This is a genomic window from Candidatus Arsenophonus nilaparvatae (assembly GCF_045346035.1).
GTDB lineage: Bacteria > Pseudomonadota > Gammaproteobacteria > Enterobacterales > Enterobacteriaceae > Arsenophonus > Arsenophonus nilaparvatae.
The window spans coordinates 887,232-913,969 of record NZ_CP158507.1; the positions used below are offsets into that span (position 1 = coordinate 887,232).

Consider the following 26,738-nt stretch of genomic DNA (forward strand, 5'->3'; position numbering starts at 1 on the left):
GAGGAAGCGGAATTAACCTAAAATTATAGAATTAAATTCATGGGTTATTTTTAGTTTTTAAGGTTGACTTTCAAGACGGTAACTTGTATCTTGAAATTTGGTTATAATAATAGCGATTAGATTTGGCAAGGTGTATGTAATCCGATTGTCCCTGGGGTTTATAGCCCGTAGCAAAGCGAATGATGCATACACTTAGCCACTCATCTGAAACCCGAACAGTTGTCCGTAATTCATAACGTATTTGCAAGGATGGGTAATATGAGTCAGCTAAATCCAATTTGTGTAGGAATTGATGTTTCTAAAGCTTCATTGGATATTGCAGGCACCAATAACATTGAGCAGTTCAGAGTCAGCAATAACCCTGACGGGTTCGATACCATCATTTATCAACTGAAAAAGAACAACATAGCCTTGATTCTGATGGAAGCTACAGGTGGTCTCGAGGCAGCGATTGCATGCGCTCTTCAGGCTGAAGGTTTTGATGTTGCCGTTATCAATCCCAGGCAAGCCAGAGACTTTGCTCGATCCATGGGCTATCTGGCAAAGACTGATAGAATAGATGCCAGAGTTTTAGCTCAGATGGCTGATGTCATTAACCGCCATCCTGAGCGGTCACGTTTTATCCAGGCTATTCCTGATGCAGAGCGTCAGATTCTTGCTGCTATGGTGGTGCGCAGACGCCAGCTGATTGCAATGCTTGTAGCTGAAAGAAACCGGATGCATCCATCTCACCCGCAAAACAGAAAAAGCATCAGTAACATCATCAATGCACTAGAAAATGAACTTAAACGGATTGACGAGGATATGCATAAGCATATTACTGATCATTTCAACGAGCTTGCAGAGCGGCTAAGTACTATCAAAGGCATTGGTATGATGACTGCTGCTACATTGCTGGCAGAAGTCCCTGAGTTAGGGAAACTCTCGCGCAGGGAGATCAGTGCGCTGGTTGGGGTAGCTCCTGTTAATAGAGACTCGGGAACCATGCGTGGCCGACGAACCATTTTTGGCGGTCGGGCCGGAGTTCGAACCTCTTTGTACATGGCTGCACTGGTTGCAACTCGTTTCAATCCGGTGATAAAAGCATTTTACACACGGCTGGTTGCAGCAGGAAAAGCCAAAAAAGTGGCGCTGGTTGCCTGTATGCGCAAACTGCTGACTATCCTGAATGCGATTCTCAGAAAGAACCAAGAATGGGATGAGTCGTATCATAACGTTGCTCCATAAATATACTGTTCAAGACAGTTGCTTTGCTGTTTTAACAAGATAAAATCGACGATTAGTTAGTTAAAACCGACGGCTGCGCGAAGTTCAGCAACTTTATCTGTTTTTTCCCATGGGAATTGAGGACGGCCAAAATGTCCATACGCTGCAGTTTGACGATAAATAGGCTGTAATAAATTGAGCATTTTGACTAGACCATAAGGACGTAAGTCAAAGATTTCATGCACTAAATGAACCAGCGTTTCATTGGCTATTTTTTCAGTACCGAAAGTTTCGATCATGATGGATGTCGGTTCAGCGATACCAATCGCATAAGAAATTTGAATTTCACAGCGATCAGCAAGTCCTGCGGCAACAATATTCTTTGCTACGTAGCGCGCTGCATAGGCAGCAGAACGATCGACTTTAGAGGGATCTTTGCCAGAAAAAGCCCCACCACCATGGCGAGCCATGCCACCGTAAGTATCGACAATAATTTTACGGCCAGTTAAACCACAATCACCCATTGGACCGCCTATAACAAAACGACCTGTTGGATTAATAAAATAGTTAGTCTTTTGCTGTAACCATTCTGTCGGTAATACTGGCTTAATAATTTCTTCCATTACCGCTTCTGATAAGGTGTCTTGGCTAATTTCTTCAGCATGCTGAGTAGATAAGACAATAGTATCAATGCCCACTATTTTATTATTTTCATATTGGAAAGTGATTTGGCTTTTAGCATCTGGACGTAACCAGGGTAAAGTACCATTTTTTCGCACTTCGGCTTGGCGTTCGACTAAGCGGTGAGCATAAGTAATTGGCGCTGGCATAAGAACATCGGTTTCGTTATTAGCGTACCCAAACATGATCCCTTGATCGCCTGCGCCTTGTTCTAAAGGATTTGCACGATCGACTCCTTGATTAATATCAGGAGATTGTTTGCCAATTGCACTGATAACAGCACAGGAATTGGCATCAAAACCCATATCGGAGCTGGTATAGCCAATTTCGCGTATCGTGCGCCGCGTAATTTCTTCAATATCTACCCAGGCGCTGGTCGTAATTTCACCGCCAACCATTACCATACCTGTTTTTACATAGGTTTCACATGCAACGCGTGCTTTTGGATCCTGTTCAAGAATTGCATCAAGAACTGCGTCTGAAATTTGATCTGCAATTTTATCAGGATGACCTTCTGATACTGATTCAGAAGTGAAAAGATGTGTGGTCATAGATGTTTTATTACCTTAAAAATTCGGAGAAACTGAATTAGATGTATTACCATCCAGACGTCTATTCTAATGTTAATTTTGCGCTATTGCTAGCTGTTTTTTATCTTTGTTGATGGCAAAAATCTGATTTGCTAGATATAGATAAATATGTTGATGTTTTATTCAATTTGATTTTGCATTTTTCTTATAATAAAGGTATAAACAGCGCGATAACTGATGAACCTTTTTTCTCATCAGGCGTTATGCGGTAGTATCGGTATTGATACTACTTCTCAATTTAGAATGGTTACGTTCTGAGGCTGAATGTTATAACCATGTTTTGAGGTGAATGGGTAATGTTCCATTATCAGCAAATAGCAAATTACCAATCATCACAGCTTAATGTCTGTGTAGCCGCTTCTATTTCCTTTCTCTATATTATGGCTTCTAGTCGAAATTATAGGTCGTACTCGAGACAGACTAAAATCATTCATTGATCAGTTGTTTTGCAACTATTAAATAACAGAATGATTGCTGAGTTGTCATGAATCCTTTTTTAATAAAATAAGAGTTATTGCTGTTTCCTGAAATTTTAAAATTTGCACAGAATATTATCTCATTAGATAGGATATGTTGGGGAAAAAGTGAAGCTCATACTCCATTTCAGGAGATAAGTATGAATAACAATATCGCGCGTAAAATGCAACAAACTTATAATATTGCATATTGGGGAGGCGGCTATTACCAGGTTAATGAACAAGGTAATATTACTGTATGTCCTAATCTTGACCAACCAGACGCGAAAATTGATTTAGCCGCCTTAGTTGAACAAGTACAGGAAGAACAGCAACATCTGCGTTTGCCGGCCCTGTTTTGTTTTCCGCAAATTTTACAACATCGATTGCGGTCAATTAATGCTGCATTTGAACGGGCGCGTCGTGATTATGGCTATCAAGGTGATTACTTTCTTGTCTACCCAATTAAGGTAAATCAGCAGCGGCGAGTGATTGAAACTTTAGTGAGATCAGGAGAACCCTTAGGTTTAGAAGCCGGCTCCAAAGCAGAATTAATGGCTGTATTAGCGCATGCAGGTATGACGAAATCAGTGATTGTTTGTAATGGCTATAAAGATCGGGAATATATTCGTTTAGCGTTGATCGGCGAAAAGCTTGGCCATAAAGTCTACTTAGTGATTGAAAAAATGACTGAAATTGCCCTAGTTTTGGATGAAGCTAAAAGGTTAGATGTTATTCCTCGTTTGGGAGTACGAGCGCGTTTGGCGTCACAAGGTTCGGGTAAATGGCAAGCGAGTGGTGGTGAGAAATCAAAATTTGGTTTGGCCGCGGCTCAGGTTTTGCAGTTGATTGATACATTAAGGAGTGAAGGGCGCCTGGAAAGTTTGCAATTATTACATTTCCATTTAGGTTCTCAGATGTCTAATATTCGCGATATTGCCACAGGCGCTAGAGAGGCAGCTCGTTTTTATGTTGAGTTACATAAATTAGGTGTCAAAATTGAGTGTTTTGATGTTGGTGGTGGTCTTGGGGTTGATTATGAGGGGACTCGGTCGCAATCGGATTGTTCTGTCAACTATGGTTTAAATGAATACGCCAATAATGTTATCTGGGCGATAGGTGAAGCTTGTGATGAACATGAGTTAGAGCATCCAACGGTGATCACTGAATCTGGTCGAGCGTTAACCGCGCATCATACCGTATTAGTTTCCAATATAATTGGTGTTGAACGTAATGAATTTACTAAGATCACGCCACCACCGAAAGATACCGAATTATCGCTGATTTCCCTGTGGGAGACATGGAATGAAATGCAACAGGGAAATAGCCGTTCATTACGTGAATGGCTGCATGATAGTCAACTTTCGTTATATGATGTGCATACCCAATATGCCCATGGCATGTTAGATTTGACAGAGCGTGCTTGGGCTGAAGAACTTTATCTTAATATTTGTCGTCGTATTCAGCAGGATTTAGATCCCAGTAATCGAGCTCATCGTCCTATTATCGATGAGTTACAAGAGCGAATGGCTGATAAGTTATATGTTAACTTTTCGTTATTTCAATCTATGCCGGATGCCTGGGGTATTGACCAACTTTTTCCAGTATTACCGATTCAAGGATTAAATGCGCCATTAGAACGGCGGGCGGTTTTATTAGATATTACCTGTGATTCGGATGGTATTATTGATCACTATATCGATGGTGATGGTATCGCTGCTACTATGCCGATGCCTAATTATGATCCGGAAGAGCCGCCGATGATAGGCTTTTTCATGGTCGGTGCTTATCAAGAAATATTAGGCAATATGCATAATTTGTTTGGCAATACAGCAGCGATTGACGTCTATATTGATAATTCAGGTGAAGTCAGGTATTTACAAAGTGAAGAGGGAGATTCGGTAGCGGATATGCTCCATTACGTCAAGCTTGATCCTAACATGTTATTGACGCTTTTTCGTGATCAAGTCGATAGTAAAGATTTGACGAAAAGTTTAAAGGAGCAGTTTCTGGCTGAATTTGAAACAGGATTATATGGTTATACCTATTTAGAAGGTGAGTCAATATAAGTTAGCCAAGGTTATTGAGCGATAAGGGAATAAATCTTAACCGGTGCATCGTCAATCTCGTCCTTTAAGACAGGGAGGATGCCAGGCAGAAGCGCAGTAGCCTTAATAGTGAAAGTTATTCACTAATAAACAGTTTGAGATAAATTATATGATCAATAATACATTAAATAATCAAGAAGATAACTCTTTGGTTTCTAATGCCTTTGGTTTCATGCGTTTTCCACTCCATTTTTCACCTTATGATAGTGATGCACAATGGGTGATCACCGGTGTTCCCTTTGATATGGCGACATCAGGTCGGGCGGGCAGCCGTCATGGGCCGGCTGCTATTCGACAGGTATCAGCAAACCTGGCATGGGAGGGTAAACGTTGGCCATGGCAGTTTGATCTCAACGATCAGTTAAAAGTGGTTGATTGCGGAGATCTGGTATTTGCTTTTGGTGATGCACAGGATATGAGCGATAAGTTGCAGGCACATATCGAAAAGTTATTGGCATCTGGCAAAAGATGTTTAACCTTTGGTGGTGATCACTTTGTCACGTTACCTTTACTGCGTGCACACGCAAAGCATTTTGGCCCCATGGCGTTGGTTCATTTTGACGCTCATACCGATACTTATAGTAATGGTAGTCAATTTGATCATGGTACCATGTTTTACCATGCGCCAAATGAAGGATTAATTGATGCCACACACTCAATTCAGATTGGTATTCGGACCGAATATGATAAGCACAATGGCTTTACAGTGTTGGATGCAGCTTATGTGAATGACGCACCGCTGGAAGATATTATTGCTCAGATAAAATCGACAGTGGGTGAATTACCGGTTTATTTGACCTTTGACATTGATTGTTTGGATCCTGCCTTTGCGCCCGGTACAGGAACGCCGGTTGTCGGAGGGTTAACCAGTGATCGTGCCTTAAAGTTGTTGCGAGCTTTACAACCATTGAATATTGTTGGCATGGATATTGTGGAAGTTGCTCCGGCTTATGATCATTCACAAATTACTGCCTTAGCGGCGGCTACCATCGCACTGGATATGCTTTATATTCAGGCTAGCAAAAAGCGTTAACTAATCTATATAATTTTGCAACAAAAATGTGCCATTTATGGCACATTTTTATTTGCGCTTAAGTCAACTAATTATCTATCAAATTGAATGAATATTAGTTAAGACATGCAATCAATCTGAATTTATTTTTTACTTATTAAAGTAAGTTATCTGACTGTTTTTTATGCAATAAAATAGGTAAAATATCACTTTTCAAATGGCAGGAATAAAGTATAAATGCATCGTATATCTAATAATTTAATATTAAATGCTGCCTATCCTAGACAAATGGCGGAACAACCTGCTCCTTCCACTAGTTGTCAGAAAAACCAACCAAAAAGTGGTATTCCAGCAACGCATTTAAAAACCCTTTCTAACTATGCGATTCAAAAAAATCTAATTTATGGTATTCGCCCCATTAGTCCATTTGCGACCTCTTTAATTGAAGCCGGTTATCCCACTAAGCCACTTATGATTAAAGGGAAAACTGCCGATTGGGGTCCACAAGCCGGATTTATTTGTGTTGATCAAAATTTTAGTAAGCTTGTTGGACAGTCAGAACAGGTGCAAAAATACAATGCCTTGATCAGTAAAAATATACAAAATGGTGAAGCAATTGGTGTGCCTTTGACAATAACTCGCGATAGGATCAACGAACTGATCGAGTTAGGTTGTCTTGAGTCATCTCGCTCACGTGGCGATCGCAGGATTTTATTAGCACGCTCACCAACTGGGCAGGAATATCAATTTGAAGCTATTCCTCAATCTAATAATCATAACCACTATCGAATAGAAATAGCCGGGAAACCGATTTATGTGTTAAGTGAACCGGAAATACAAGAATTTTTTGTCCCTGATTATGATTTATTACTAGTCGCTACTGATTTCCATGATTTTGGCTCTTTAGATAACATTAAACGTAATGACCCCACACAAGGAACAACAAATTCTCGTTCTGAGTGGTTAGCTGATGATATTCACTGTGCGCTAGGTCGTGATAAACAGCATAAGCTGATTCATCATGGTGCAGATGTTTATAATGAGTCATCGGAGTTGGCTGACAATTTTCCGGTAACGCTATTTTTGCCTAAAGTGATTGGAAAATATGCCAAAATAACGGTACTGGATTCAGTAGAGGCACTGGCTGAATTTATTCAAGCCGCCAAAAATGAAGGTTACCATGTACCGCTCAATGTACGTTGGCAAGAAATGCACAATATTCGTCGTGCATCCTATGAAGAGGCTCGTCAACGAGTTGAGCATTATTATCGTAAATTGTCATTATAAAGACCACACTCGGCAGATAGCTGGGTTAAGTTGTTATTTATGAGTTGGTAAATCAAAATGGCGGGCCAGTATTGGAGCAGTAAAATTTTTCTTCAGATAAAATCCACGCGGTAGCGTCATTATTGGCTGGCCGTGTCTACCTATCCCTTCTGTCAAAGCCTTATTATTTGCAGCTTTAGGGCGGATTTGTAGTATCTGGCCATGGCGTGCGGTGATGTTTTCAACCTGACCTAATACGATCATATCCATTAATTCTTCCCAATCTGTTTTAAGCAGCTGCTCTTCAATGGGATTGGGACTCCACAATAAGGGTGAAGCAACTCTTCGCTTAGCTAATGGGATTTGGCGCTCACCTTCAATGGGTATCCATAAAACCCGTGATAGCTTATGACGTACATGACTTGAAAGCCAGGTTACTCCACTATTACCGGTTAAAGCTGCCACACAAACGAAGGTTGTTTCTAATGGCTCACCATAGCGGTTAATAGGGATGGTTTTAAGTTCAATACCAAGATGGGCAAAATCTTGTTCTGCTTTGCTACAAGCATTTGCGCCTAAACAATATTCTAATAACTGACCTACCCAACCTTTAGCAAATCTAAGGTCGTGGGGGACTGCGATACCTGCCTGATAAGCCAGTTCAGCCATGGTATAACCCGCTAGGCTTTTGGCTTTACTCAGTAAACTTTGTTCATCATCAGGGGGCAGGGGAGAAAATTGCATAAATCACGCCTGTATAAAAAATAGCCAGTTAAATTTGTACACACAGTGAAAATTTTAACATAGATCGAGTAAATAAGAACAATCCATTGATAATCAAATCATTTTATCCATGGTCGATATATTTTTTTTCTGTTATGAATTTAATCGAATCGGTAATAAACAGGATCTCAGCTATAGTTATCCACAATTTTACTGGATAACTCTAATAAAAAGCCTTTACTGGTTTAATTTACAGTCTTGACAGGATGGTTTATATTAAAAAGAGCGGTTAGCTTGTTTAACAAAACAGCGTATCCTGTGGATAAAATGGATATTGCTGGATCTTTGTTCATCCTGTTTTGATGGTTAGCTATCTGTTCTGCTTTGAGCTATGTTTAATCGATTAAATCGATTTATCTCTATGAAAAAAACTATTAATTTTTTATTTCGAAATCTATCGATTGAAAAACTTATGAAATTATACCCTGTTTACTCTAGCTTTTTTCACATGGATATCCACAGAAAAGGTGAATAAATTAATAAATATAGCCCTACATGTGGATAATTTTTCATTATTAATAGATAAATTAAATTATTTTTCAGTAAATAAAACGCAATATAAGATTTAGGCATCTAATTAAATAGAATATCATCACCTTTTCTAACATTTTAATTAATTTAAATAAAAAGAAAAATAATCAGGCTTTGCCTACATAGTGAGGCAGTGCCTGTTATTTTAACTGTTATCGCAAAAATAGTGGTTGCTGCTCTTCATAACGGGTAATGAACTTTTCATATTGTAAAGTCAATCCAATATTATCTAACCCATTCATCAAGCAATAACGATGAAAATTATCAATGCTAAAAAAATAAGTTTTATCCCAAGTAATGACTGTTTGGGTCGTCAAATCAATGGTGAATTGACAACCCTCATATTGTTCAACATAGTTAAATAACTGGTTAATTTCTTCTTCATTTAATTTAATTGGTAATAATTGGTTGTTAAAGGCATTGTTATAGAAAATATCGGCAAAACTTGGCGCAATAACGGCGCAAAAGCCGTAATCTGTTAATGCCCACGGCGCATGTTCGCGCGATGATCCACAACCGAAATTTTCACGGACTAATAAAATAGTAGCACCTTGGTAACGTGGTTTATTAAGGACAAAATCCGGATTAGGTTGTTGCCCGTTATCGTCCAGGAAACGCCAATCGTGGAAAAGGTGTTGACCAAAACCGATTCGAGTGACTTTTTGTAAAAATTGTTTTGGAATAATCACATCAGTATCAATATTGGCAACATCTAAAGCAGCCACTAAGCCGGTGTGTTGGATAAACTTTTTCATTTTGCCAATTCCTGTTTTATTTGATTATTATCGATTTTACGTACATCGACAAAATGGCCGTAAATAGCCGCCGCGGCTGCCATTGCTGGGCTGACTAAATGAGTTCGACCTCCACGGCCTTGCCGTCCTTCAAAATTACGGTTGCTGGTGGAGGCACAACGTTCGCCAGGAGCAAGGCGATCGTTATTCATTGCTAAGCACATAGAGCAACCCGGTAAACGCCATTCAAAACCCGCATCGATAAATATTTTGTCTAAACCTTCGTGCTCAGCTTGTGCTTTTACTGGCTCTGAACCAGGAACAACAATTGCTTGTACATTAGGGGCCACTTTTTTGCCTTTCGCGATAGCGGCAGCAGAACGCAAATCTTCAATACGCGAATTAGTGCAAGAGCCGATAAATACCTTATCAATCTTAATGTCGGTCAATTTGCTCCCAGCTTGTAAGTCCATATAATTTAATGCTTTCTCTGTAGAAGCATATTCAGTGGGATCGCGCAATTGATCTGGTGACGGTATGGGGCTATCGATCGCAATTACTTGCCCAGGGTTAGTTCCCCAGGTAACCTGAGGGGCAATTTCATCAGCATAGATAGTTTTGATCGCATCATAATGAGCACCGGGATCAGTCTTCAGCGTTTTCCAATAACTAACGGCTTGTTGCCACTGTTCTGTGCTTGGTGCAAATTGTCGGCCTTTAATATAATTAAAAGTGGTTTCATCAGGCGCAATAATACCCGCCTTAGCACCCATTTCAATTGCCATATTGCAGACAGTCATTCGGCCTTCCATAGTTAAGTTTTCAATTGCTTCGCCGCAAAATTCAATAACATAACCGGTGCCACCGGCACTACCGATTTTGCCAATCATCGCCAGTACCATATCTTTTGCTGTGATGCCATTAGCTAGTTTACCAATGACCTCAATTTTCATGGTTTTAGCTCGAGCTTGTTTTAAGGTTTGCGTGGCCAAGACATGCTCAACTTCGGATGTGCCAATACCAAAAGCTAATGCGCCAAATGCACCATGAGTTGCGGTGTGGGAATCACCGCATACGATAGTCATGCCAGGTAAAGTTATGCCTTGTTCTGGCCCCATAACGTGGACAATACCTTGGAAAGGGTGTTTTAAATCGTAAAGAGTAATAGCAAATTGTTGACAATTTTTTATCAAGGTTTGCATTTGAATGCGAGCCATCTCACCACTAGCATTAATGTCTTTAGTCTGAGTAGAGACATTGTGATCCATGGTAGCAAAAGTTTTATTGGGTTGTCTGACCGAGCGGTTATGTGCTCTCAATCCATCAAATGCTTGAGGCGAAGTGACTTCATGCAGTAAATGGCGATCGATATAAATTAATGGTGTTTCATTTTCTGTTTCATGGACAATGTGTGCATCGTACAATTTTTGATATAAAGTTCTCGCCATAATCTAAACCTCTTGCATAATATGACTGGCAATAATACTGCCCATTTCATCGGTACTGACAAATTGCTTATCTAATGCCAAGTCCTGAGTTCGATAACCTTGCAATAAGGTTTTATTGACGGCATTTTCTATCGCATCAGCAATATGTGGTTGGTGCAGGCTATAACGCATTAATAGCGCTACAGATAAGATTTGCGCAATTGGATTAGCAATATTTTTACCAGCGATATCCGGTGCTGAGCCGCCAGCTGGTTCGTATAAGCCAAAATTTTGTTGATTTAAACTGGCGGAAGGTAACAGCCCCATTGAACCGGTAATCATTGCACATTCATCGGAAATAATATCGCCAAAAATATTAGAGCAGAGCAGAACATCAAATTGAGCAGGATCTTTGATGAGCTGCATAGTGGCATTATCGACATATATATGATTGATTTCGACATCGGGATAAATTTTGGCAATATCATTGACAACTTCTCGCCATAAAATCGAACTTTGCAATACATTGGCTTTGTCTATTGATGTTACTTTATAGCTTCGTTTACGTGCTGCCTGAAAAGCGATATGCGCAATGCGTTCTATTTCAAAACGATGATAAATCTCGGTATCAAAGGCTTTTTCATCAATACCAGACCCAACACGTCCTTTAGGTTGACCAAAATAGATCCCACCGGTTAATTCACGCACACAAAGAATATCAAAACCTTTTGCGGCAATATCCGCCCGTAATGGACAGAAGTTATTTAAACTAGGATATAGACGTGCGGGTCGTAGGTTACTAAATAACTGAAAATGTTTACGTAAGGGTAATAATGCGCCACGCTCAGGCTGACTAGCAGGCGGCAGGTGTTCCCATTGCGGGCCACCAACTGAACCAAAGAGTATCGCATCCGCTTGTTGGCAACCTGAAAGTGTTGCAGCTGGTAATGGCTGACCATGGCGATCAATAGCAATTCCGCCGACATCATATTCATGTGTGACGATGGTCAAATTAAACTGTTGGCCAATAGCAGCTAACACCTTTAAGGCTTGTGGCATAACTTCAGGGCCAATACCATCACCTGGTAATACAGCAATATTATAATTACTAGCCATATTATTGAACTACCTCTGTATTGCTGTAATTTTTTTGTTTTTTCACTAATTCTGCGCGCCAAATATTATTTAACACATTGATCATTGCCATAGCAGACGATTCGACAATATCGGTTTCCAGGCCGATACCATGAAAACGTCGGCCAAAGCATTCTGCAACGATATCAACTTGACCTAAAGCTTCATTGCCATGACCTTTAGCGGATAACTGGTAGGAAATCAGTTTAATTGGATATTTTGCTATTTTATTAATGGCCTGATAAATCGCATCCACCGGACCATTGCCTGTTGCTGCATCAGATTTTTCCTTATCGCCACATATTATTTTTATCGTGGCTGTGGCTAGTAGATTTGAGCCAGATTGGATACTGAAATAGGCTAAACGGAAAAATTCAGGCTCTTGTTGTTGTTGATTTATAAAAGCTAAAGCTTCCAGGTCATAGTCGAAGATCTGGCCTTTTTTATCAGCTAAGTGCAAAAATGCTTCATACAAACGTTCTAAATTGTAATCTGTATCTTGATATCCCATCTCTGTCATTCGGTGCCTTACCGCCGCTCGGCCAGAACGAGAAGTCAGATTTAATTGCGTTTCCCTTAAGCCAATGGATGCTGGTGTCATAATTTCATAAGTTTCTCGATTCTTTAGTACACCATCTTGATGGATACCTGAAGAATGTGAGAAAGCATTACTGCCAACGATCGCTTTATTAGCAGGGATAGGGGCATTACATAACTTGCTGACTAATTGGCTGGTACGGTAAATTTCTTGATGATTAATATTTGTTGTGACGGCCAACATTTTTTGGCGCACTTTAATTGCCATAATAATTTCTTCTAAGGCGCAGTTGCCAGCACGTTCTCCTAAACCATTAATCGTTCCTTCTACTTGTCGAGCACCGGCTTGAATTGCAGTAATAGAATTGGCTACCGCCATACCTAAATCATTATGACAGTGGACCGAAATAATGGCTTTATCGATGTTTGGTACTCGATTAAAAAGATCTTTAATAATATTGCCAAATTGAAAAGGGATAGTGTAACCGACAGTATCAGGGATATTAATCGTTGTTGCACCGGCACTGATTGCTGTTTCCACGATCCGGCATAAATTATCGGGATCAGTGCGCCCAGCATCTTCACAGGAAAATTCTATGTCATCAGTATAACGTCTGGCATGCTTAATAGAGTGGCTAGCGAGGGCTAAAATATCGTTAAATGAACGTTTTAATTTATGTTTGATGTGCAATGACGAGGTTGCTAAAAAAAGGTGCAACCTGAAACTATTGGCAACTTTTAATGCTTCAGCGGCGATATCAATGTCGCTATCAATACAGCGTGCCAAACCACATATACGGCTATTTTTAATTTCTTTGGCGATGGTTTGCACAGATTTAAAATCTCCCTGTGAGGAGACTGGAAAGCCGGCTTCAATAATATCGACGCCTAAACGTTCCAAAGCATAAGCAATTTGTAATTTTTCTTTGGCGCTTAAACTTGCTTGTAAAGCTTGTTCGCCATCACGTAATGTTGTATCAAAGATAATGATATTATTGCTCATACTGTTTGTTCCTTTATTGTGTTCTTGCTTGTTATCGGTTCTTTTATTAGTAAATTTATAGAAAGTGCTATTTAGTTAGATTGTGGGCATAAAAAAACCGCGCATCTGCGCGGTTTTTTTATTGCGGGTGGATATTAATAACTTCGTTCACCCATAAGCATACCGCGCACAGAAAATGCGAGAAGTAGTAGGCTTAGTAGGTGAATAAAAAGATACATAAAACATTGACCTTATTAATATCAAAAATATTACCTTAATGATTACCTGATCTTTATCATTATGTCAACATTAAATAAAAATTTATTTTGTTAATATAGCAAATGTTTTTACTAGGCTATATGGCTAAATTTTATATTTTTAATACTATTTTTATCTATTCATTTAATTCAAAAAACTGATAAAATTTCGTTAAAAATTAATTCAGTTATCTTTAATTTATTTTGTTAATGTTTCTTAATTGTGAAGTATAAAATTAGTTTAATAAAAATATATTAGGAAGTGTTTGTTATAAAAATGAGTAAAGGAAATATTGAATAAGCAATAATTTATTCTGTGATGAATCTGATAATTTGTTATGAATAATAAGAATTGAATAATTTTATTATGAATTCTACCATGCTTTGTTTTATCATCTAATTGAAGGATTAATAGATGGATATTTAATTTTATTATTCATTGATTATGTGAATGTTGAAGAGTAATAATTCTATAATTAGGGTTTTGGTGAAATGATTTTTAAACTGATCAGTTAATGTTAATGCATGGAAGCTAAAATCATTTAAAAAATTAAATGGTTCGCTTAATTTATTTTAATGAATTTAATAATAAAACAATATACCTAAGTTAATAATTAATTGGGTTAATCTTTTATTTTTATTCATTGAACATACATATATATCAAGTGGAGTAAAATAATGACTGACTACAACATAGTTTCAGCAACGAAAAAAGAGCCAAGCGATATTCATTTGCGAAATGTTGATTTAAATTTATTAACGGTTTTTGATGTAGTTATGCAGATGCAGATGCAGATGCAGATGCAGAATGTGACCCGTGCAGCGCAAATTTTAGGTATGTCACAGCCTGCTGTCAGTAATGCTGTATCGCGTCTGAAAGTGATGTTCAATGATGAGCTTTTTGTTCGTTATGGCCGAGGTATTCAGCCAACTTCACGTGCTAAGCAACTATTTGGTCCAGTTAGACAAGCATTACAACTAGTGCATAATGAATTACCAGGTGCAGGATTCGAGCCAGAACAGAGTGAAAGAGTATTTAAATTATCAATATGTAGCCCGCTAGATATTCGTTTGGCAGCTAGTATTGTTGCTCGAGTTAAAGAGAATGCACCAAACATTGACGTAATTATTCAATCCTATCTTGATGATAATATTGCCCATCAATTAAAATATCAGGAAACAGAATTTGTTATTAGCTATAACGAATTTGATAAACCTGAATATCATCACCATCCATTATTTAATGATGAATTAGTTTTAGCTGTCTCTAATAATCACCCCAATATTAAAAATACAATTTCTGATGATATATTACAGCGTGAAAAACATGCTGTTGTCTCCATGGATAATATGGGCTCTTTTAGTAAACCCTATTATCATAATAGCGATCTTTTTCATTCTATTATTTACCAAGGAACAGATTTAAATAGCGTATTAAATATTGTTTCTCAAACTCATTTTGTTGCTATTGCACCAAAATGGCTTGTTGAATATTATTCAAATCAGTTAAATTTAAGATCAGTTGAATTACCCTGGGAAAAAACAGCGCGTCCCTGTTATTTGATCTGGCATGAATCCACAACTCGTGACAAAGGGCATAAGTGGATGAAAACGCAATTAGGACAACTGAGTAACTAATAAATAGAATATTTTTTCGTATATTCTGCAAATAAGTCGATAGGAATAGATAATAACGTTTGAATTAAAGATAGTTTGTAAATTATCCCATTACAATTATCAAATTGATATATAAAATATTTTCTTTTATAAAAGCACTTTTATGCCAAGTCATTGATACGTTAGTGTGGATTTGGCGTGAACGTGTTTTTTAATTTCATTAAAGCCTCTTTTTTTATCCAGCAATTATGTATAATGCCGCTATTAGCTAACAGCTGTACGCTGAAATTATTTTTTATAACTTTAGCATATATAACCTGTTGTCATTAAATAATTATATTTGGTAAATAAAAGTTCACTAAGGGAAGATATTTTGACTATTGAGAATTTGCATTCTTATCATTTAGTTAACCAGTTTCAACAAAAGATTAATTCGCCAACTTTGGCTAAAAGAGTTGCTTTTAGAGAATGGTCAGCAGCTCATCAAAGACAATTAACATGGCAAGAAATTGGACAAAAAACAGAATCTATTTCTTTAGCATTACTTGAATTAGGCGTGAACGTACAAGAAAATGTCGCTATTTTTGCCGACAATGGTATGAATTGGTCTTTAACTGATTTGGCCATTTTACAACTTCGGGCAGTGACGGTGCCTCTCTATTCAACCAGTAGTGTCACTCAGGCTACTTATATCTTAAATGATGCTAATATTCGCATTCTATTTGTCGGTGATCAGGTTCAATATGATATAGCTAAGTCGCTATTTGAATTTTGTCCTAAATTGACTGATATTATTGTTTTTAATGAAGATATTGATATTTCTGATTGCCCAAAAGCTTACCCTCTATCTGCATTAATAGCGAAATCTTCAACCCTATTTTTGGCAGAATTGAAACAGCGGATTGCACAACATCAATTAAGTGATTTATTTACATTAATTTATACTTCAGGTACCACCGGTGAGCCGAAAGGTGTGATGCTTGATTATGCCAATATGGCTGCTCAACTTTATTTACATGATAAACGCTTAACATTAACTGAGTCAGATATTTCACTCTGTTTTTTGCCACTTTCTCATGTTTTTGAGCGAGCTTGGAGTTTCTATGTTATGCATATTGGCGCACAAAATGTCTATTTAACAGATGCTCAAAGTGTTAGAGAAGCTATGGTTGCAGTAAAACCCACTGTGATGTGCGCGGTGCCCCGTTTTTATGAAAAAGTTTATGCTGCCATAAATCAGAAAGTTGCCAAAGCGTCTTGGCTTCGTAGACAGCTTTTCAATTGGGCGCTTAGTCAAGGTAAACGTCATGTAGCACTGGCTCAACAAGGAAAAAAAGGCAATTGGTTGCACTGTTTTTTTTATAGTAATGCGGATAAATGGGTATTAACTAAATTAAAAATGATTTTAGGTGGTCGGTTACGTTTTTTACCTGCCGCTGGCGCTCATCTTGATGATAAAGTTATTAGTTTCTTTTTGGCTGTCGGTATCAATATCAAATATGGTTATGGTATGACAGAAACTTGCGCAACAATTTCTTGTTGGGAAGAGAATAATTATTGCTTAGGTTCGATTGGTACACCGCTATCTGATATTCAGGTGCGTATTGGTCAGGAAAATGAGATCCAGGTTAAAGGGCCTATTGTAATGAGGGGCTACTTTAATAAGCCAACTGAAACAGCACAGGCCTTCACCCAAGATGGTTGGTTCAAAACAGGAGATAGCGGTAAGCTTGATGCAGCCGGAAACTTGTTCATTACCGAACGGTTAAAGGATTTAATGAAAACCTCTAATGGTAAATATATTGCTCCTCAATTGATTGAAGGGGCATTAGGTCAAGATCGTTTTATTGAACATATTGCAGTAATCGCTGATGCGCGTAAATTTGTTTCCGCACTGATCGTGCCTTGTTTTGATTCACTGGAAGAGTATGCCCATTCAATTAATTTGAAATATTGCTGTCGATTGGAGCTATTACGTAATAGTCGTATTGTTGAACTATTTGATTCACGCCTCAAAGAAATGCAAAAGAATTTTGCCAGTTTTCATCAAGTAAAACGTTTTACTCTGTTACCTATTGGTTTTTCTATGGAAAATGGTGAATTAACCCCGACTTTAAAATTAAGGCGTATGATCATCGCACAACGATATCAGCGTGAAATTGAATCCATGTACCAAGACTAAATTCTAATAGGGTTTTCATGGTGAAAAAAAAGCAAATTTTGCGGTGAAAATATCTCTTCAGCAAGTTAAAATGGAGCAACATTTATTGTCTCAAGCTTTTGAGACTTTTCCTGTTTGTAAAAGGGGTCATCAACGTGAAATTGGATGAAATTGCCCGTCTAGCCGGAGTTTCTCGCACAACCGCCAGTTATGTTATCAATGGTAAAGCTAAACAGTATCGAGTCAGTGATAAGACCGTTGAAAGAGTGATGTCTGTTGTTAAGGAACATAACTATTATCCAAATGCGGTTGCTGCAGGTCTTCGAGCTGGCCGTACCCATTCAATTGGTTTGGTGATCCCAGATTTAGAAAATACCAGTTATACACGGATTGCAAATTATCTTGAGCGTAAGGCACGTCAATGTGGGTATCAGTTACTCATTGCCTGCTCGGAGGATCAACCAGATAACGAAACTCGGTGTATCGAGCACTTACTAAAGCGTCAGGTGGATGCAATCATTGTTTCTACCGCTCTAGCCCCGGAACATCCCTTTTATCAGCGCTGGACTAACCGTTCATTACCTATTATTGCTTTAGATCGCGCATTAGAACAACAGCATTTTATTAGTGTTGTTGGTGATGATTTACAAGATGCCAAAATGTTAGCAACTGAATTACACAAATTTTCGGTTAAAAAAGTTCTCTATTTAGGTGCGCTGCCAGAGCTTTCTGTTAGCTTATTACGTGAACAGGGATTTAGAGAATCTTGGCAAGATAATTCACATTCTGTCACTTATTTATATGCGAGTAGTTATGAACGTCATGCTGCTGAAGAAATTTTTGCGCAGTGGTTAAATCATAATGAAATGCCGGAAGCGTTTTTTACAACATCATTTTCTCTGTTACAAGGAGTAATGGACGTGATGTTAAAGCGTAATGGGCAATTAGCAAATGATGTTGTGATTGCAACTTTTGGTGATAATGAATTGTTAGATTTTTTTACTTGTCCAGTATTATCGGTTGTTCAACGTCACCAAGCTATTGCTGATAAAGTAATAGAACTGGTATTAGCCAGTTTAAGTGAAAATAATAAGCCAAGCATTGGTGTAACACGTATCCAGCGTGACCTATGTAGAAGAGGTAGCTTAAGTCGTAAAATTTAACTTAAGTTAAAAATTATTTAATCAAATTTAAAAAATGCGCTATTAAAATGGCGTATTTTTTAAAAATTAATAAACTAATAACAATAAATAGTAATAATTCCTAATAAAATTGTTTCGAATAATAAGATTCACACATAAAATAGTCACGGACTGATTAGAATATTTTTCTATTCAAAGTATAGACTTTGTACGATAAACGATATAAAAAGTTACTGTATATTTATCAGTATGTGCAATATACTGATAAATAATATAATTTTTAAAATTTTACGACAAATAATTTTGGGGAAGTTTGATTAATTGTTATTTGTATGGATAAAGTGTTATCTGAAGGTTGATTTAAAATGAAGCATTGGTTGTGTATTTTAGTTTTTATTTCATTTTTTGCGAAATAAATAAGTTTCGGCAGTGAATATAAGTATAAAAATTAATTTATTCAATTTTATCATAATGTTAATTGTTTTTAATTTTTTACTCGTCAGAAAACCCACCCAATCATCTTCCAACATTATTCTGTAAATAAAACTAAAGCACCGTGCTGTTGCTTGACAAGATTTTCATACCCTTCGTAAACTCTATAGTAAGTGGGAAATTGTGGTGTAATGTGGTGATTTTTGTAATATAAGGGTTGAAGAGATATGTTTCGTGGCGCAACACTCGTCAATCTCGACAGCAAAGGGCGATTAACCGTGCCTACGCGTTATCGCGGTATGCTGAACGAGGAGTCTGAAGGGCAGATGGTTTTTACTATCGACCTTCATCAGCCATGCCTATTACTTTATACATTACCTGAATGGGAAATTATTGAAAAAAAACTATCACAACTTTCTACTATGAATCCGGCTGAACGTCGTGTTCAGCGTTTATTACTTGGGCATGCCAGTGAATGTCAGATGGATAGTGCAGGTCGTCTTTTGCTCGCTAATACTTTGCGGCAACATGCCGGGCTCAAAAAGGCAGTTATGCTGGTTGGTCAAATTAATAAATTTGAGTTATGGGATGAGCAGACTTGGTATCAGCAAGTACAAACGGATATTGAGGCTCAACACAGCACAAATGAACCATTATCAACGCGGTTACAGGATCTATCTCTTTAATATGGCAGACAGTCGGTTTAAACACATCAGTGTGCTTCTTGATGAAGCAGTCAATGGATTGAATATAAAAGCAAATGGCATTTATGTTGACGGTACTTTTGGCCGGGGAGGGCACTCGCAATTAATTCTCTCCCGGTTAGGCAGTGAAGGGCGCCTGATCGCGATAGATAGAGATCCGCATGCAGTGGCAGCCGCTGAAAAAATGATCACTGATGACAGATTTTTAATTAAACATGGTTCTTTTTCTCAGTTACAGACATTTATTGCAGAAGAGGAATTAGTTGGCAAGATTGATGGCGTACTGCTTGATTTAGGTGTTTCATCACCGCAATTAGATGATCCAGAGCGAGGCTTTTCTTTTATGCGTGATGGACCATTAGATATGCGAATGGATCCGACGACAGGTCAATCTGCCGCTGAATGGCTGATGAAGGCGGAAGAATCGGATATAGCCTGGGTATTGAAAACTTATGGTGAAGAACGATTTGCAAAAAGAATTGCAAAAGCGATTGTGGCTCGTAACCATCATTCAGCGGAAGAGCCATTAACACGGACAAAACAACTTGCAGAATTGATAGCACAAGTTAGTCCGTTTAAAGAGAAACATAAGCATCCAGCAACGCGATCGTTCCAGGCAATTCGTATTTATATCAATAGTGAATTGGAAGAAATAGCAAAAGCATTAGAGGGTTCATTGAAGGTATTGGCACCGCAGGGACGGTTGTCGATTATTAGTTTTCATTCATTGGAAGATAGATTGGTTAAGCGTTTTATCCGCGAGCATAGCAGAGGACCAAAAATCCCGGTCGGATTACCATTAACCGATGTGCAATTAAAAGCAATTGGTAGCCCGATATTGAAAGTGTTAGGCAAAATGAAACCGACAGCAAGAGAAGTTATCGAAAATCCACGAGCAAGAAGCTCAGTTGTACGTTTTGCTGAAATGTTGGAATGATAATGACTGCGGAAAAATATAGCTTAATTAGGATCATTGGTTACGATATTTTTCGGCACGGAGCTGTCCCGTTGATTCTATTGATAGTGATTATTATATCAGCGATTTCAATTGTTACAGTCAGTCATCAAACACGATTATTGACAGCACAAAAGGATTTGATGACAGAAGAAAAAGAATCTTTAGATATAGAATGGCGCAATTTGATTTTGGAAGAAAACTCATTAGGAAATCATAGTCGAGTTGAACGCCTTTCGGTTGAAAAGCTACAAATGGTCCATGTAGATCCGACACAAGAACATATTGTGATTGCAAAATAGTTTTAGTCAATAGGTAAACAACATGAAGCCTGCGCGCTCAGTGAAGTATAAAAGACGGTACGAAGAAAAAGTTAGCTATGTTAGCTGGCGTTTCTTGCTATTGTGTGCGGGCATAGGATTGGCATTAATTGGTCTCATTATTCGTGTTACTTATCTACAAGTTATTAACCCGGAAGAGCTTGTTAAAGAAGGTGATATGCGTTCGCTTCGCGTTCAGAAAGTGACGGCTGCACGGGGCATGATAAGTGATCGTGAGGGGCGTCAGCTAGCAGTAAGTGTTCCGGTTTATGCTATTTGGGCTGATCCGAAAATAATTTACGAAAATGGTGGATTAACCAATGATGAACGTTGGCAAGCATTAGCGGATGAGCTAAGGCTCCCGCTCGAGCAAGTGAACCATAAAATTAGTCTTAACCCTAACAGTCGGTTTGCCTATTTAGCGCGCCAAGTGAATCCATCTGTTGGTGAATATATTAGCAAATTAAAAATAGCCGGTATTTATTTGCGTAAAGAGTCTCGTCGCTATTATCCATCTGGTCCAGTAGCAGCGCATTTAATTGGGGTAACAGATATTGATGGACAGGGAATTGAAGGAATTGAAAAAAGCTTTAACTATCTATTAACTGGGGCTCCAGGCGAAAGGATAGTGCGTAAAGATCGTTATGGGCGAGTTATCGAAGATGTTTCTTCCATTGATAGTCAGGTTGCCCACGACTTGGTATTAAGTATTGACGAACGCATACAGTCATTGGTTTATCGTGAATTAACACGCAGTGTAATGGAGAATAAAGCCGAGTCGGGTACTGCTATTTTAGTCGATGTTCATACGGGTGAAGTATTGGCGATGGCTAACAGCCCCTCCTATAACCCGAATAATCTTGCTGGTACTCCAACTCAAGTGATGCGTAACCGCGCGATCACCGATGTATTTGAACCTGGATCAACAGTTAAGCCGATGGTAATCGTTAGTGCATTGAATAATGGAATTGTCAAAGCCAATAGTGTGTTAAATACTCAACCCTATATAATTAGTGGTCATGAAATTAAAGATGTAGCAAGGTATAGTGAGTTATCGATTACAGGTATTTTACAAAAATCAAGTAATGTTGGTGTTTCAAAGTTAGCGTTAGCGATGCCTGCCGATGAACTGGTAGACGTTTATGCTCGTTTCGGTTTGGGTAAACCAACAAATTTAGGATTAATTGGAGAAAGTAGTGGCATCTTTCCTAATAAAAAAATGCGGTGGTCTGAATTTGAAAGGGCCACCTTTTCTTTTGGTTATGGGCTAATGGTAACACCATTACAGTTAGCGAGAGTTTATGCAACAATTGGTAGTTTTGGTATTTATCGCCCGCTATCAATTACAAAAGTTGATCCGCCGGTATCTGGAGCTCGTATTTTCCCTGAGGCGATTATGCGGACGGTGGTTCGCATGATGGAAAGTGTTGCATTGCCTGGTGGTGGTGGTGTTCGAGCCGCAGTGAAGGGTTATCGAATAGCAATTAAGACAGGTACAGCAAAAAAAGTTGGTAATGATGGCCATTATATTAATCAATATATTGCTTATACGGCTGGCGTAGCACCGGCAAGTAACCCTCGTTATGCCCTGGTTGTGATTATCAATGAGCCTACTGCGGGGAAATATTACGGTGGTGCTGTTTCTGCGCCCGTATTTGGAGCCATTATGGGCGGCGTTTTACGTTTAATGAATATAGAGCCTGATGCATTGACCTCAGATGATAATGAATTAGTAATTAACAAGATAAAAGAGGATACAGGTGGCAGATCGTAATCTACGCGATTTACTTGCACCACTGGGTGTTAACGCGCCAGATAAGGTGTTACGAGAAATGACGCTTGATAGCCGTAAGGTAGCGGCAGGAGACCTATTTTTAGCAATTAATGGCCATCAAACAGATGGACGACAATATATTTCTCAAGCGATAGCGCAAGGTGTGGCCGCAATTATTGCTGAAGCACAAGGCGAGACAGAAGCTGGAACGATTCGATATATGCATGGCGTCCCTGTCATTTATATTAATGATCTGAATAATCAATTATCACTGTTAGCGGGAGAATTTTATCAACATCCAGCTGCAAAATTGCGATTAATTGGTGTAACAGGAACAAATGGTAAAACAACCACTACTCAGCTAATTGCTCAGTGGGCTAAAGGGCTGGGCGAAGTCAGTGCCATAATGGGCACGGTTGGTAACGGAATATTAGGACAAATTGTACCTAGTGAAAATACCACCGGCTCGGCGGTTGATGTTCAGGCTGAATTGCAGTTGTTGGTTGACAAGCAGGCAACCTTAGTGGCGATGGAAGTTTCCTCCCATGGCTTAGTGCAAGGTCGGGTTGCTGCTATTCCTTTTACCGCTGCTGTGTTTACTAATTTAAGTCGTGATCACCTTGATTATCATGGTGATATGCAAAATTATGCAGCGGCAAAATGGTTATTATTTTCAAGCCATAAATCTGATAAACAGATTATCAATGTAGATGATGATACCGGTTTGCAGTGGCTTGCAAGATTGCCACAAGCATGTGCAGTTTCGATGGAGGATCGCATACCTACCGATTGGCAGGGTGCTTGGGTGCTAGTGGAGCAAGTTGATTATCATGATCGTGGGGCGACTATTCATTTTAATTCGACTTGGGGAAAAAGTTCGCTAGAAAGCCCACTAATGGGGGCTTTTAATGTTAATAATGTCATGTTAGCCATGGCGACACTTTTAATGATCGGTTACCCATTTGATACGGTGATAAAATCATCACATGCCATACAACCGGTCTGTGGACGAATGGAAGTCTTCACCTCACCAGGGCGGCCAACGGTTGTTGTCGATTATGCTCATACTCCGGATGCACTCGAAAAAGCATTAATTGCGCTCCGTCTCCATTGTCGTGGCAAACTTTGGTGTGTATTTGGCTGTGGTGGTGATAGAGACAAGGGTAAACGTGCATTAATGGGTAGTGTGGCTGAACAGTATGCTGATATTGTGGTAGTAACCGATGATAATCCACGTAGTGAAGAGCCAAAAGCCATAATCGATGATATTTTAAGCGGTTTTCTTGATGCTGGTCGGGCAATGCCGATTGTTGGCCGAGTGGAAGCGGTCACTAGTGCGATTATGCAGGCCGATACTGATGATGTCATATTAATTGCCGGTAAAGGTCATGAAGATTATCAAATTATTGGTGATCGTCGGCTCGATTATTCCGATCGCTTGACGGTAGCCCGGCTATTGGGGGTGATGGCATGATCCCTATTTCATTGAAGCAATTGGCTACTGTAACCCAAGGTGCTTTACAGCAAATAAATGATCAGCAGGCAGCGAGTTTATGGCTGGATACGGTAACAACCAATAGCCGCCAGCAACCCGTTAATGGTTTATTTATTGCTTTAAAGGGTGAACATTTTGATGGTCACCATTTTGCTAAAGAGGCTATTGCAGCTGGTGCTACGGCATTATTAGTTGAGCGACCGTTAACTATTCACTGTCCACAAGTTATTGTTAAAGATGCGCGTTTAGCTATGGGGAAGTTAGCCGCTTGGGTTCGATCACAAAGCAAAGCTAAGGTTATAGGGCTGACGGGCTCTTCTGGCAAAACTTCGGTTAAAGAGATGGTGGCCGCCATTCTATCACAATGTGGTACAACACTTTTTACTGCAGGTAATTTCAATAATGATATTGGTGTGCCGTTAACGTTATTTCGATTGACGGCAGAGCACCAGTATGCAGTGATTGAAATGGGAGCCAATCATATCGGTGAAATTGCCTATACCACTAATATGGTTAGACCGGATAGTGTATTGGTTAATAATTTATTTGCTGCTCATCTTGAAGGTTTTGGTTCATTAGCGGGTGTTGCTAAGGCAAAGGGAGAGATTTTTCAGGGATTAGCGGAAACAGGAACGGCAGTTATTAATTTAGCTAGCCATGATTGGAAAAATTGGCAATCTTATTTTAAACAACAACAAACCATTTGGCGTTTTTCTATAGAGAAACAGCAACAGGCTGATTTTTATGCGGAAAATATTACCACGAAATCAATAGGTAGCGAATTTGAGTTGCATACACCAATCGGTATTGTCTCAATATTATTACCCTTAGCCGGTAAACATAATGTTGCTAATGCATTAGCGGCTAGTGCTTTAGCTATGTCTGTTGGTGCGACGCTTGAGCAAATAAGGCTTGGATTGGCAGCTGTTCAGCCGGTATCAGGTCGTTTATACCCAATTCATTTAGCGCCCGGTAAACTTATTTTAGATGACACCTACAATGCCAATACCGGCTCTATGATTGCTGCTGCTGATGTTTTATCTCAAATGCCTGGATACCGTATTTTGGTGGTCGGTGATATGGGTGAATTAGGCGATCAGACCGAAAAATGGCACCAAGCAGTCGGCTTGGCGACTCAGCAAATGAAGCTTGACCGAGTGTTAAGTATTGGTCAACAAAGTATCGTTATTAGTCAACAGAGTGGTTGCGGTGAGCATTTTGCTTCTAAAAAAGAGTTAATTGCAAAACTGATCCCATTAATAAAAGAACACGAAACGGTATCAGTTTTAGTTAAAGGTTCGCGCAGTACAGCAATGGAAGAAGTTGTACACGCCTTACAGGAGTGCTTTTTATGTTAGTCTGGTTAGCCGAATATTTAGTTAAATATTTTTCTGGCTTTAATCTTTTCTCCTATTTGACATTTCGGGCTATTACCAGTTTGTTAACGGCTTTGGTGATTGCGCTATGGATGGGGCCCCATTTGATTTCCTATTTGCAAAAATTACAAATAGGTCAAATTGTGCGTGATGAAGGTCCCGAATCGCATTTTTGCAAACGTGGCACACCTACCATGGGCGGTGTGTTGATTTTATCTTCTATTGTGATTTCAGTCATGCTATGGGCGCGGTTAAATAATCCATATGTTTGGTGCGTATTAGCCGTTTTATTGGGATATGGTGTTATTGGCTTTATTGATGATTATCGTAAAGTGGTACGTAAAAACTCTAGAGGGTTGATTGCTCGGTGGAAATATTTCTGGCAATCCGTATTGGCTTTGGGAATAGCATTTGCTCTATATAGCACAGGTAAAGATACGGCAGTCACTCAATTGGTTGTACCATTTTTTAAAGATGTCATGCCACAACTTGGTCTGTTTTATATTTTACTGACTTATTTTGTCATTGTTGGCACAAGTAATGCAGTTAATTTAACTGATGGACTAGATGGTTTAGCGATTATGCCAACCGTTTTTATTTCGGCAGGTTTTGCATTAGTGGCTTGGGCAACGGGTAATTTCAACTTTGCCAACTATTTAAAAATTCCTTATATCAGCCACGCAGGTGAATTAGTCGTGGTTTGTACGGCAATTGTTGGTGCCGGTTTGGGATTTTTATGGTTTAACACCTATCCTGCGCAAGTTTTCATGGGCGATGTTGGCTCATTGGCATTAGGCGGTGCATTGGGAACGATTGCAGTTTTATTACGGCAAGAATTTTTATTACTGATTATGGGTGGTGTGTTTGTTGTTGAAACCTTATCGGTAATTTTACAAGTTGGATCATTTAAACTGCGTGGTCAACGCATTTTTCGGATGGCGCCGATCCACCATCATTACGAATTAAAAGGATGGCCTGAACCTCGAGTCATTGTGCGTTTTTGGATAATCTCATTAATGCTGGTATTGATTGGATTGGTAACATTAAAGGTACGTTAAT

Annotated in this window: 20 protein-coding genes; 14 read left to right on the forward strand and 6 right to left on the reverse strand. The window is 38.9% G+C overall.

Going from position 1 to position 26,738, the window contains the following annotated elements; all coding sequences use genetic code 11:
• Window positions 1-258: 258 nt before the first annotated feature.
• Entirely contained in the window at window positions 259-1,227 is a 969-nt protein-coding gene (locus tag WH390_RS04345; protein WP_032115191.1) for an IS110 family transposase, read from the forward strand.
• 56 nt (window positions 1,228-1,283) lie between these two features.
• Here WH390_RS04345 and metK read toward each other — a convergent pair whose 3' ends face one another.
• Complete coding sequence (gene metK, locus WH390_RS04350; protein WP_032116520.1) at window positions 1,284-2,438, reverse strand: methionine adenosyltransferase; 1,155 nt, start codon at window positions 2,436-2,438, stop codon at window positions 1,284-1,286.
• 655 nt (window positions 2,439-3,093) lie between these two features.
• Between metK and speA the strand changes: the two genes are divergently transcribed.
• The 3 genes from speA to WH390_RS04365 all read left to right on the forward strand — a co-directional run bounded on the left by speA (window position 3,094) and on the right by WH390_RS04365 (window position 7,339).
• Window positions 3,094-5,001, forward strand: coding sequence for a biosynthetic arginine decarboxylase (gene speA / locus WH390_RS04355; RefSeq protein WP_406850690.1), 1,908 nt, complete (start codon window positions 3,094-3,096; stop codon window positions 4,999-5,001).
• 148 nt (window positions 5,002-5,149) lie between these two features.
• Complete coding sequence (speB, locus tag WH390_RS04360; RefSeq protein WP_032116522.1) at window positions 5,150-6,073, forward strand: agmatinase; 924 nt, start codon at window positions 5,150-5,152, stop codon at window positions 6,071-6,073.
• Window positions 6,074-6,289: 216 nt separating this feature from the next.
• The gene (locus WH390_RS04365; protein ID WP_032116523.1) at window positions 6,290-7,339 is read left to right on the forward strand and encodes an anthrax toxin-like adenylyl cyclase domain-containing protein; all 1,050 of its coding nucleotides are present in this window, start codon (window positions 6,290-6,292) and stop codon (window positions 7,337-7,339) included.
• 33 nt (window positions 7,340-7,372) lie between these two features.
• Here WH390_RS04365 and mutH read toward each other — a convergent pair whose 3' ends face one another.
• The 5 genes from mutH to leuA all read right to left on the reverse strand — a co-directional run bounded on the left by mutH (window position 7,373) and on the right by leuA (window position 13,467).
• Entirely contained in the window at window positions 7,373-8,062 is a 690-nt protein-coding gene (mutH, locus tag WH390_RS04370) for a DNA mismatch repair endonuclease MutH (RefSeq protein WP_032116524.1), read from the reverse strand.
• A gap of 722 nt (window positions 8,063-8,784) precedes the next feature.
• On the reverse strand, window positions 8,785-9,387 hold the full coding sequence (leuD, locus tag WH390_RS04375) for a 3-isopropylmalate dehydratase small subunit (protein WP_032116525.1): 603 nt from the start codon (window positions 9,385-9,387) through the stop codon (window positions 8,785-8,787).
• Window positions 9,384-10,814: a 3-isopropylmalate dehydratase large subunit gene (gene leuC, locus WH390_RS04380; RefSeq protein ID WP_032116526.1), complete on the reverse strand. Its 1,431-nt coding sequence runs from the start codon at window positions 10,812-10,814 to the stop codon at window positions 9,384-9,386. The genes leuD and leuC overlap by 4 nt, the downstream gene beginning before the upstream one ends.
• 3 nt (window positions 10,815-10,817) lie before the next feature.
• Entirely contained in the window at window positions 10,818-11,909 is a 1,092-nt protein-coding gene (gene leuB, locus WH390_RS04385) for a 3-isopropylmalate dehydrogenase (RefSeq protein ID WP_406850691.1), read from the reverse strand.
• A 1-nt stretch (window position 11,910) separates the two neighbouring features.
• Window positions 11,911-13,467: a 2-isopropylmalate synthase gene (gene leuA, locus WH390_RS04390; RefSeq protein ID WP_406850692.1), complete on the reverse strand. Its 1,557-nt coding sequence runs from the start codon at window positions 13,465-13,467 to the stop codon at window positions 11,911-11,913.
• Between the two features lie 914 nt (window positions 13,468-14,381).
• On the opposite strand from leuA, the gene leuO reads away from it, so the two are divergent.
• The 10 genes from leuO (at window position 14,382) to mraY (ending at window position 26,737) form a co-directional block, all read left to right on the forward strand.
• Window positions 14,382-15,341: a transcriptional regulator LeuO gene (gene leuO, locus WH390_RS04395; RefSeq protein ID WP_406850693.1), complete on the forward strand. Its 960-nt coding sequence runs from the start codon at window positions 14,382-14,384 to the stop codon at window positions 15,339-15,341.
• Window positions 15,342-15,693: 352 nt separating this feature from the next.
• The gene (locus WH390_RS04400; protein ID WP_032115230.1) at window positions 15,694-17,502 is read left to right on the forward strand and encodes a long-chain fatty acid--CoA ligase; all 1,809 of its coding nucleotides are present in this window, start codon (window positions 15,694-15,696) and stop codon (window positions 17,500-17,502) included.
• Between the two features lie 134 nt (window positions 17,503-17,636).
• Window positions 17,637-18,644, forward strand: a complete 1,008-nt coding sequence (gene cra, locus WH390_RS04405) for a catabolite repressor/activator (protein WP_032115231.1) — start codon at window positions 17,637-17,639, stop codon at window positions 18,642-18,644.
• A 638-nt stretch (window positions 18,645-19,282) separates the two neighbouring features.
• Window positions 19,283-19,741, forward strand: coding sequence for a division/cell wall cluster transcriptional repressor MraZ (gene mraZ / locus WH390_RS04410; protein ID WP_032115232.1), 459 nt, complete (start codon window positions 19,283-19,285; stop codon window positions 19,739-19,741).
• A gap of 1 nt (window position 19,742) precedes the next feature.
• Window positions 19,743-20,696 (forward strand): 16S rRNA (cytosine(1402)-N(4))-methyltransferase RsmH, encoded by a 954-nt coding sequence (gene rsmH / locus WH390_RS04415; RefSeq protein ID WP_032115233.1) that lies wholly within the window; start codon window positions 19,743-19,745, stop codon window positions 20,694-20,696.
• Window positions 20,697-20,698: 2 nt separating this feature from the next.
• Window positions 20,699-21,016 (forward strand): cell division protein FtsL, encoded by a 318-nt coding sequence (ftsL, locus tag WH390_RS04420; RefSeq protein ID WP_081932879.1) that lies wholly within the window; start codon window positions 20,699-20,701, stop codon window positions 21,014-21,016.
• Between the two features lie 22 nt (window positions 21,017-21,038).
• Window positions 21,039-22,808: a peptidoglycan glycosyltransferase FtsI gene (ftsI, locus tag WH390_RS04425; protein ID WP_032115234.1), complete on the forward strand. Its 1,770-nt coding sequence runs from the start codon at window positions 21,039-21,041 to the stop codon at window positions 22,806-22,808.
• Window positions 22,795-24,282: a UDP-N-acetylmuramoyl-L-alanyl-D-glutamate--2,6-diaminopimelate ligase gene (gene murE / locus WH390_RS04430; RefSeq protein ID WP_032115235.1), complete on the forward strand. Its 1,488-nt coding sequence runs from the start codon at window positions 22,795-22,797 to the stop codon at window positions 24,280-24,282. The genes ftsI and murE overlap by 14 nt, the downstream gene beginning before the upstream one ends.
• Window positions 24,279-25,661 carry a UDP-N-acetylmuramoyl-tripeptide--D-alanyl-D-alanine ligase gene (gene murF / locus WH390_RS04435; protein ID WP_406850694.1) on the forward strand — a complete coding sequence of 461 codons (1,383 nt, stop codon included), beginning with the start codon at window positions 24,279-24,281 and terminating at the stop codon, window positions 25,659-25,661. The genes murE and murF overlap by 4 nt, the downstream gene beginning before the upstream one ends.
• Window positions 25,655-26,737: a phospho-N-acetylmuramoyl-pentapeptide-transferase gene (mraY, locus tag WH390_RS04440; protein WP_032115237.1), complete on the forward strand. Its 1,083-nt coding sequence runs from the start codon at window positions 25,655-25,657 to the stop codon at window positions 26,735-26,737. The genes murF and mraY overlap by 7 nt, the downstream gene beginning before the upstream one ends.
• Window position 26,738: the final 1 nt, after the last annotated feature.